9 protein-coding genes are annotated in these 8,322 nt (G+C 69.4%); 8 read left to right on the forward strand and 1 reads right to left on the reverse strand.

All coding sequences use genetic code 11. The features are described 5' to 3' along the window. The 8 genes from ACSAMQ_RS18965 to ACSAMQ_RS19000 all read left to right on the forward strand — a co-directional run. A partial coding sequence (locus tag ACSAMQ_RS18965) for a hypothetical protein (protein ID WP_435397153.1) occupies nt 1-182 on the forward strand: 182 nt, incomplete at its 5' end. A gap of 310 nt (nt 183-492) precedes the next feature. Then, nucleotides 493-2,103 (forward strand): carboxyl transferase domain-containing protein, encoded by a 1,611-nt coding sequence (locus tag ACSAMQ_RS18970; protein WP_031373359.1) that lies wholly within the window; start codon nt 493-495, stop codon nt 2,101-2,103. Nucleotides 2,104-2,127: 24 nt separating this feature from the next. Beyond that, on the forward strand, nt 2,128-3,813 hold the full coding sequence (locus ACSAMQ_RS18975; RefSeq protein WP_435397154.1) for an Hsp70 family protein: 1,686 nt from the start codon (nt 2,128-2,130) through the stop codon (nt 3,811-3,813). A 13-nt stretch (nt 3,814-3,826) separates the two neighbouring features. Continuing rightward, nucleotides 3,827-4,606 (forward strand): hypothetical protein, encoded by a 780-nt coding sequence (locus ACSAMQ_RS18980; RefSeq protein ID WP_435397155.1) that lies wholly within the window; start codon nt 3,827-3,829, stop codon nt 4,604-4,606. Continuing rightward, on the forward strand, nt 4,603-6,171 hold the full coding sequence (locus ACSAMQ_RS18985; RefSeq protein WP_435397156.1) for a hypothetical protein: 1,569 nt from the start codon (nt 4,603-4,605) through the stop codon (nt 6,169-6,171). Before ACSAMQ_RS18980 ends, ACSAMQ_RS18985 begins: the two co-directional genes overlap by 4 nt. 350 nt (nt 6,172-6,521) lie before the next feature. Next, the gene (locus tag ACSAMQ_RS18990) at nt 6,522-7,136 is read left to right on the forward strand and encodes a bactofilin family protein (RefSeq protein ID WP_435397157.1); all 615 of its coding nucleotides are present in this window, start codon (nt 6,522-6,524) and stop codon (nt 7,134-7,136) included. After that, nucleotides 7,133-7,507: a hypothetical protein gene (locus ACSAMQ_RS18995; protein WP_435397158.1), complete on the forward strand. Its 375-nt coding sequence runs from the start codon at nt 7,133-7,135 to the stop codon at nt 7,505-7,507. The genes ACSAMQ_RS18990 and ACSAMQ_RS18995 overlap by 4 nt, the downstream gene beginning before the upstream one ends. Nucleotides 7,508-7,545: 38 nt before the next feature. Beyond that, nucleotides 7,546-8,085, forward strand: a complete 540-nt coding sequence (locus tag ACSAMQ_RS19000; protein WP_435397159.1) for a hypothetical protein — start codon at nt 7,546-7,548, stop codon at nt 8,083-8,085. A gap of 145 nt (nt 8,086-8,230) precedes the next feature. Here the strand turns inward: ACSAMQ_RS19000 and ACSAMQ_RS19005 are convergent, their stop codons facing one another. Then, nucleotides 8,231-8,320: a hypothetical protein gene (locus tag ACSAMQ_RS19005; protein WP_435397160.1), complete on the reverse strand. Its 90-nt coding sequence runs from the start codon at nt 8,318-8,320 to the stop codon at nt 8,231-8,233. Between the last annotated feature and the right edge of the window lie 2 nt (nt 8,321-8,322).

An 8,322-nucleotide genomic window follows, 5' to 3' on the forward strand; every position in this document is an offset into this window, starting at 1 on the left:
CTGCCGGCGCCGCTGTCGACAACGCCGCTGCCGCGACCGCCGATGCCGCCGCCGACGCCGCTGCTGGCGCCGCCGACGCGACCGCCAAGGCTGCCGACGCTACCGCCGACGCCGCCGCCAAGGTCTCCGACAAGGCCGACGCCGCCGCCGAGAAGGCCAAGGAAGAAGCTGCCAAGCACTAATCCGCTTGCGTAGACGCTGTTTCGAGAGGCCCGCGCAAGCGGGCCTTTCTTTTTGTCCGCACGCCGCACGTGCGGGACTTCATCCATCAGCGGCCGCCCAAATGGGCCTTTGTCGCGCTCGCGCACACGGGCCTTCCGTCGTCCACGGAGGCCGCATACGCGGACTTTCGTTCTCGTCCGCAGCGCCGGCGCAGCGCCCTCGCGCCGCGCTTGCTACATTGCCCAGTACTGCACCGCATCGCCCGAAGTGATTGGCCGCGAACGGCGCTTTGTGTTTTGATGCCGCGTCCCAGAACCAGGCCGCCGTGCAATGCCCGCGATCACCTCCCAACTCGACCCGCGCTCGCAGGATTTCCGGGACAACGTCGCCTACCACCAGGCGTTGGTCGAGGAACTCGATGCGCGCCTGGCGCGCGCCGCGCACGGCGGCGGCGACAAGGCCCGGGCCAAGCACACCGAGCGCGGCAAGCTGCTGGCGCGCGACCGCATCGCCGCGCTGCTCGACCCGGGTTCGCCGTTCCTGGAAATCGCCCCGCTCGCCGCCGAGGGCATGTACGACGACGCTGCGCCCGCCGCGGGCATGGTCGCCGGCATCGGCCGCGTGCAGGGCCTGGAAGTGGTGATCGTGGCCAACGACGCCACGGTCAAGGGCGGCACCTACTTCCCGATGACGGTCAAGAAGCACCTGCGCGCGCAGGAGATCGCCCGCGAGAACCGCCTGCCCTGCATCTACCTGGTCGACTCCGGCGGCGCCTTCCTGCCGCTGCAGGACGAGGTGTTCCCGGACCGCGAGCATTTCGGCCGCATCTTCTACAACCAGGCCCGCCTCAGCGCCGAGAACATCCCGCAGATCGCCGTGGTCATGGGCAGCTGCACCGCCGGCGGCGCCTACGTGCCGGCGATGTGCGACGAGAGCATCATCGTCAAGGAACAGGGCACGATCTTCCTCGGCGGCCCGCCGCTGGTGAAGGCCGCCACCGGCGAGGTGGTCGACGCCGAAGCGCTCGGCGGCGCCGAAGTGCATACCACCGTGTCGGGCGTGGCCGATCATTTCGCCGAGGACGACCGCCACGCGCTGCAGATCGCCCGCGAGATCGTCGGCAACCTCAACCGCCGCAAGACCCTGCCGGTGACCGTGCAGGCCTCGCGCGAGCCGCTGTACGCCGCGCAGGAGCTGTACGGCATCGTCCCCAAGGACACTCGCCGCCCGTTCGACATCCGCGAGGTGATCGCCCGCATCGTCGACGGCAGCGAGCTGCAGGAGTTCAAGGCGCGCTACGCCAAGACCCTCATCACCGGCTTCGCCCACGTTCACGGCTATCCGGTCGGCATCGTCGCCAACAACGGCATCCTGTTCGCCGAGAGCGCGCTCAAGGGCGCGCACTTCATCGAGCTGTGCAACCAGCGCGGCATCCCGCTGGTGTTCCTGCAGAACATCACCGGCTTCATGGTCGGCAAGAAATACGAGAACGCCGGCATCGCCAAGGACGGGGCCAAGATGGTCACCGCGGTGGCCTGCTCGCACGTGCCCAAGTTCACCGTGGTGATCGGCGGCAGCTTCGGCGCCGGCAACTACGCCATGTGCGGCCGCGCCTACGGCGCCCGCTTCCTGTGGATGTGGCCGAACGCGCGCATCAGCGTGATGGGCGGCGAACAGGCCGCCTCGGTGTTGGCGACGGTGCGCCGCGACGGCATCGAGGCGGCCGGCAAGGTGTGGACGCCGGATGAAGAGGAAGCCTTCAAGGCACCGATCCGCGACCAGTACGAAAGCCAGGGCAACCCCTACTACGCCAGCGCGCGGCTGTGGGACGACGGCATCATCGACCCGGCCGACACCCGCCGGGTGCTGGGGCTGGCGCTGTCGGCCAGCCTCAACGCGCCGATCGAGGACCGCACCCGCTTCGGCGTATTCCGCATGTAATCCCGCAGCAAAGGACTGCTTCGCATGATCGTCGGCATCGACCTCGGCACCACCCATTCGCTGATCGGCGTCCACGGGCCCGACGGCCCGCGCCTGATCGCGAACGCCCTGGGCTCGCTGCTGACGCCTTCGGTGGTCAGCGTCGGCGAGCACAACGAGGTCATCGTCGGCCGCGCCGCGCGCGAACGGCTGGTCTCGCACCCGCAGCGCAGCGTCGCCGCGTTCAAGCGCTGGATGGGGACCGACCGCGTCACCGCGCTCGGCAAGCACCGTTTCCGTCCCGAGGAATTGTCGGCGCTGATCCTGAAGTCGCTGATCGCCGACGCCGAGGCCGACCTCGGCCGCCGCGTCGAAGAGGCGGTGATCAGCGTGCCGGCGTATTTCTCCGACAGCCAGCGCAAGGCCACCCGCATCGCCGGCGAACTGGCCGGGATCAAGGTCGAGCGGCTGGTCAACGAACCCACCGCGGCGGCCCTGGCCTACGGCCTGCAGCAGCGCGACGGCGGCGGCCGTTACCTGGTGTTCGACCTCGGCGGCGGCACCTTCGACGTGTCGATCCTGGAGTTGTTCGACGGGATCATGGAAGTGCACGCCAGCGCCGGCGACAACTTCCTCGGCGGCGAAGACTTCTCCCAGGCCCTGCTCGAAGCCTTCCTCGGCGAACACGGCCTGGCCGCGAGCCAGTTGAGCCTGACCGAGCTGGCGATCCTCGAACGCCGCATCGAGGCGCTCAAACACGAACTGGCCCGCGGCAGCGAGGTCGGCTTCGAACTGAACCTGGCCGGCCAGGCGCGCGCCTGGCGGGTCGACGAGGCCGCCTTCGCGCGGATCTGCGAACCGCTGGTGCAGCGCCTGCGCGCGCCGCTGGAACGGGCGATGCGCGACGCCAAGCTCAGCCCCGCCCAGCTCGACGAAATCGTCCTGGTCGGCGGCGCCTCGCGCATGCCGCTGAGCGCACGCCTGGTCTCGCGCATGTTCGGCCGCCTGCCGCTGCGCCACGTCAACCCCGACGAAGCGATCGGCCTGGGCGCCTGCGTCGCCGCCGGGATGAAGGCGCGCGACGAATCGCTGGAGGAAATCATCCTCACCGACGTGTGTCCGCACACCCTCGGCGTCAGCACCAGCCGCGAGACCCACGGCCGCTACACCACCGGCATCTTCTCGCCGATCATCCACCGCAACAGCACCGTGCCGGTGAGCCGGGTCGAGCGTTATTTCCCGACCTACGACGAGCAACGCGCGGTCGAGATCGAGATCTACCAGGGCGAGAGCCCGAGGGTCGAGCACAACGTCCGCCTCGGCATGGTCTCGATCGAGTTGCCGCCCAAGCGCCGCGACGAGAACCCGATCGACGTGCGTTTCACCTACGACATCAACGGCCTGCTGCAGGTCGAGGCGGTCGCGCTGTCGACCGGGCTCAAGCGCGAGGTGGTGCTGGAAAAGAACCCCGGCGTGCTGAGCCAGCAGGAGATCCGCGAACGCCTGGCCGCCCTCGCGGCGATCAAGGTGCATCCGCGCGAGCAGCAGGAGAACATCGCCCTGATCGCGCGCGCCGAACGCCTGTACGAAGAACTGCTGTGGGCGCGCGAGCAGTTGCAGGACGCATTGGTGCAGTTCCGCGGCGCCCTGGACCTGCAGGACCCGGAGGTCATCGCCCACCACCGGGGCGAGTTCGCGCGTTACCTCGACGCGATCGAAGCCCAGTCCTGAGCATGGCCCGCGCATGAGCCCGTTCGCCCGCCTGGGCCTGGACCACGACGCGGACGAAAGCCAGATCAAGCGCGCCTATGCGCGCGAGCTGCGCAAGACCCGGCCCGACGAGGATCCGGTCGCATTCCAGCAGTTGAACGAAGCCTATGAGCGCTGCCTGGAATGGGCGCGCCGGCCGCAGCCCGAAGCGGCGAGCGCGATGTTCGAGGACCTCGACGCGCTGCTCGACGGCACGCGGGCGCTGCCGACGCTGCGCCTGCGCGCGGATGACGCGCCGCCCGCCGGCGACACCGGCGTCCAGCGCGACGCCGTAGAAAGCGACAGCGACGACTTCGACCGCGGCGCTTTCGACCGCCCCCCCTTCGACAGCGACGCCTTCCTCGACCGCCTGCTGCAGGTCGCGCGCGAGGGCAGCTCGCAGGAACTCGAACGCTGGCTGCGCGAGCACCCGGACCTGTACTCGGTCGAACGCAAGCAGGCGCTCGCCCCCGCCCTGGTGGCGCGCCTGGAACGCGAACCCTCGCTGTACATCGCCCAGCTCGACATCGTGCTGGCCTTCTTCGATCTCGACACCGTGCATCCGCGCACCGCGGCGCTGCAACCGGCGATCGCCGACCTGCGCGCCTACTCGCAGGCGCGCGGCGCGGATTTCCGCGGGCTGCGGTTCGACCCGGACCCTCGTCCCGGCAAGCGCGGCCGCCATCCGCTCGGCCTGCCGCCGGGCGTGTTGTTTTTCCTGTTGATGCTGCTGGTGGCGATCGCTCGGGTGATCCAGGCGGCGAACGAGACATGAGTCCGTTCGAGCGCCTGGGCATCGCCGCCAGCGCCGACGAGCGCGAGATCAAGCGCGCCTATGCGCGCGAGCTGCGCCGCAGCCGTCCCGACGAGGACCCGGCCGGGTTCCAGGACCTGCACGATGCCTACCGGCACTGCCTGGCCTACGCCGAGCACCGGCGCTCGCTCGGCGAAGACGGCGAGGATGAGGACGAAGACCTTGCGGCGGCGGCGCCGGAGCGGCAGCGCGAACACCACGGCGAACACGGCGACGGCCCCGTCGCTGAACCGCCGGAGTCCGATCGCGCGGAGGCATCCGAGCCCCCATCGGGCCGCTCGCACGCGTCCGCGGACGACGGCTGGCGCAGACCGCCCTCGCCGCGGTCCGACGACGAGGACCAAAGCGACGCCTTCGACGGCCGCGCCTTCCTCGACGAGCTGCTGCAGCGCGCGAGCGATCACGGCGCGGCCGAGTTGGAGCGCTGGCTGCTGGACCTGGAGCCGCTGTACTCGCTCGACCTGAAACAGGCCTTGCGCGCACCGGTCGCGCATGCGCTGGCCATGGCGGACCCGCCGCTGACGAGCGAGTCGGTGCGCACCATCGCCGCCTTCTTCGCCCTCGACAGCGTCAACCCGCGAGAAGACTGGCTGCAGGAACAACTGCATCAGGCCAGCCGGCGCGCCGAGGCCGCCGCCGAGTTCGAGCAGACCGTCGCGACGATGCTGTCGCCGCGAGTGCGGCCGGTGGACCGGATGCTGATGCGCGAGCTGCTCGGGCCCTATTCGCTTTGGCGCCGGGTGCTGATCGCGCTGGTCGCGATGCTGCCGACGCGCCTGATGAGCCTGTGGTCGAGCCTGCAGCAGATCGACCCGCAGCTGGCGGCGACGCGGCTCGATGCCGGCAGCATGGACTTCTGGCATCGGGCGACCGATCGCCATCGCATCGATGTGCGCCGCGCCTTGCTCGCGGCGGCACGCATCGTGCTGTATCCGCTGTTGCTGCTCGGCTTCTTCGCCGCCTTCGGCCCGCGCAACTCCCTGCTTGCCGACCTGCCGCGGGTGTGGTTCATCGGCGCGGCGATCTGGCTCTCGCTCGCCTGCGTCCGGATGTTGACGCCGCTGTTGCCCAGGCGCGGCGATCCCGGCGTGCTGTCGTTTCGCGATCGGCCGTTGCTGTTGGTCGCCGCGCTCGCCGTCCTCGCGCTGGGTCTCGCGCCGGTGTCGACCGACCTGTCTGCGCTGGCCGTCGTCGGCATGGCGGTGACCTGGATGGTCGCGCGCGGCGTCGGCCGCATCTATCGCACGGTGTGGACGATGTTCGCCGGGCTTGTCGTCGCGGTGTGCCTGCCGGATTGTTTCGCGATTGTGTTGGGCACGCCGGCCGGGCAGTTGCGCGCGATACCGGACGCATGGCTGCCGCTGTACCTGGCCGCCGGCGTGGCGACTCCGGTCGCTCAGGACCTGCACTTGGCCCGATTGCAGCGCACCGATCTGCAGACCGCGCGCGAACAGGCGAGTTGGCTGCGCCCCTTGCTGGTGGCGGCGGCACTGTTGCTGATCGTGCGCGGCCTGCTGTGGGCGTGATCGCTGCCGGCTCGATCCGTATCGCCTGAGGCCAGTCCATCCCATTCCCGTCGCGCTCGCCCGGCGGTCGATTCGCCAGCGAAGAGCTGCCTTTCATCGGCCTGTTCATCGGCCTGAAAGATTTCTGAACTATTTTTGCCATCGCAACCGCGGCGCGGTTTCGCTGAATGCGCGGGCCTTCGAGGCGTTTCGCAGTTGCGCAAACGCCTGCGAAAACTGAATCCGAGTCGCGGTTTTCTGCAACTCCGATTGGTGAGATTCATCACAGTGGGCGCGTCGTATCAGCGTGTTAGGCTCCGAAGTTCACGCGTGTCATCACCTGATCCCCCGACCTGAGGAAACACCGCGTCATGGCCATCTTCAACCAGCCTGCTCCGCCCAAGCGCGACAATCCGGTACCGCCGCCGCAACCGGAAACCGCGCTCAAGAAAGAACCCGACGCGGCCACCGAATTCTCGTTTGGACACGCTTCGCCCTCGCCCGCGCCGTATGCCGCCGCACCGGCTCCCGCGCCGGCTCCGGCCGCGCGCGCGGTCGAACGCGAAACGGTCAAGGAGTCCCTGATCGCTTCGGACCTGTCGATCGAAGGCAAGATCCAGGGTTCCGGCCACATCCGCATCGCCGGCCGCTTCAAGGGCGACGTCCAGGTCGACGGCGACCTCACCGTCGAACTCGGCGCCAAGCTCACCGGCGGCGTGCGCGCGCGCAAGGTCGTGATCGCCGGCGAACTCGAAGGCAACATCGAATCGGCGCAGCGCGTCGAACTGCTCGACAGCGGCGCGATGATCGGCGACGTCAAGGCGGCGGTGATGACGGTCGCGGCCGGTTCGCGCATGCGCGGGCAGGTCGAGTTCGGCTGGGACGACAAGGACGCCGCCAAGCCGACCGCACGCAACGAAGACGGGCGCGGCGAAGGCAAGGCCGACAAGAACGGCGCCAAGACGGAGACCGGCGCCGACTCATGAGCGCCGTCCGCCAGGGCCTGCCCGGGGCGACGCGCATTTGTCCGCATTGCAAGGCGACGATCCTCGAAAGCGCGAGCGTCTGTCCGGCGTGCCGGCATCATTTGCGCTTCGATTCGGACGCATCGCAACAGACGGCGGCGAGATTCTCGCCGCTGCATGTCGAGGGCACGATTCGGCATCCGCCGAGCGACGGCGCGTGGGAATACTCCATGGTGCTGTCGATCCGCAACGACCGCGGCGAGGAGATCACCCGCCAGGTCGTCGGCGTCGGCGCCCTGCACCCCGGCGAAGAACGCACCTTCACCCTGGCGGTCGAGGCGTTCGAAGCGGTCGGCTACAAGGCCGCGAACAAAGGACGCCTGCGACGCTGAGGCGTCTGCGCGTCGGTCACAGGAAAGGACCCCTTTCGATGTCGCAACCCGCTTCGCTGTACGCGAGATTCACGCTGAGCCACGAGCAGTACGAAGCTTTCATGAATTCCACGCCGGCGCGCCCGGTCTCGTTCGACGATTGGCAGTCCTGGTTCGACCGCCACGCGGTCCGCGGCCTCGGCAAGGCCGCCGCGGAAATGCTCGCCGACCTGGATGCGCCGACCGTGGCCGACCTGATCAAAGCCTGGCGCCAGGACGAGTGGACCGGCACGCCGCCGGTCGAGTACGACGAAATCAACCGCACCCTGCACATCGCGATGCTGCGGGTATCGGAGAACCTCGCCGAGCGGCTGCGCATCCTCAGCCCCTTGCGCGCCGCCGGCGCTTTCAACGAGCCCGCGGCCAACGACTTCATCGCGATCTTCGACTTCCTGCGCGAGGACGGCAGCGTCGCGGCCTACCTGCAACTGCACGACGGCAAGAGCCGCTTCGGCAGCGAACTCGCCCCGGCGCACCGCGAGGAAGCGCAGAGCTATCTGCAGGAAGTGCAGGACTACCTGCGCAGCCGCAGCAACTGAGCGCGCGGATCGCCGCCGGCGATCGCAGGTTCCGCTCGCCGGGCTCGGCGCCGCGGCCACGCGTTCTACCGGCTTGAAAGACGAAGCCCCGCTCATCGCGGGGCTTCGTTGCGTTCGGCGCTGGCGAATCGGACTATGCTCCGCCTCAGTCCGACGGCCCGCAGCTGTCGCAGCCGGCGCAGTTCGGCGCGGCCGCGCGCGGCGCCGGCGCGATCGCCTTGCCGATCCGGCGCAGCC

It is taken from the genome of Lysobacter sp. 1R34A (assembly GCF_051217035.1).
GTDB lineage: Bacteria > Pseudomonadota > Gammaproteobacteria > Xanthomonadales > Xanthomonadaceae > Lysobacter.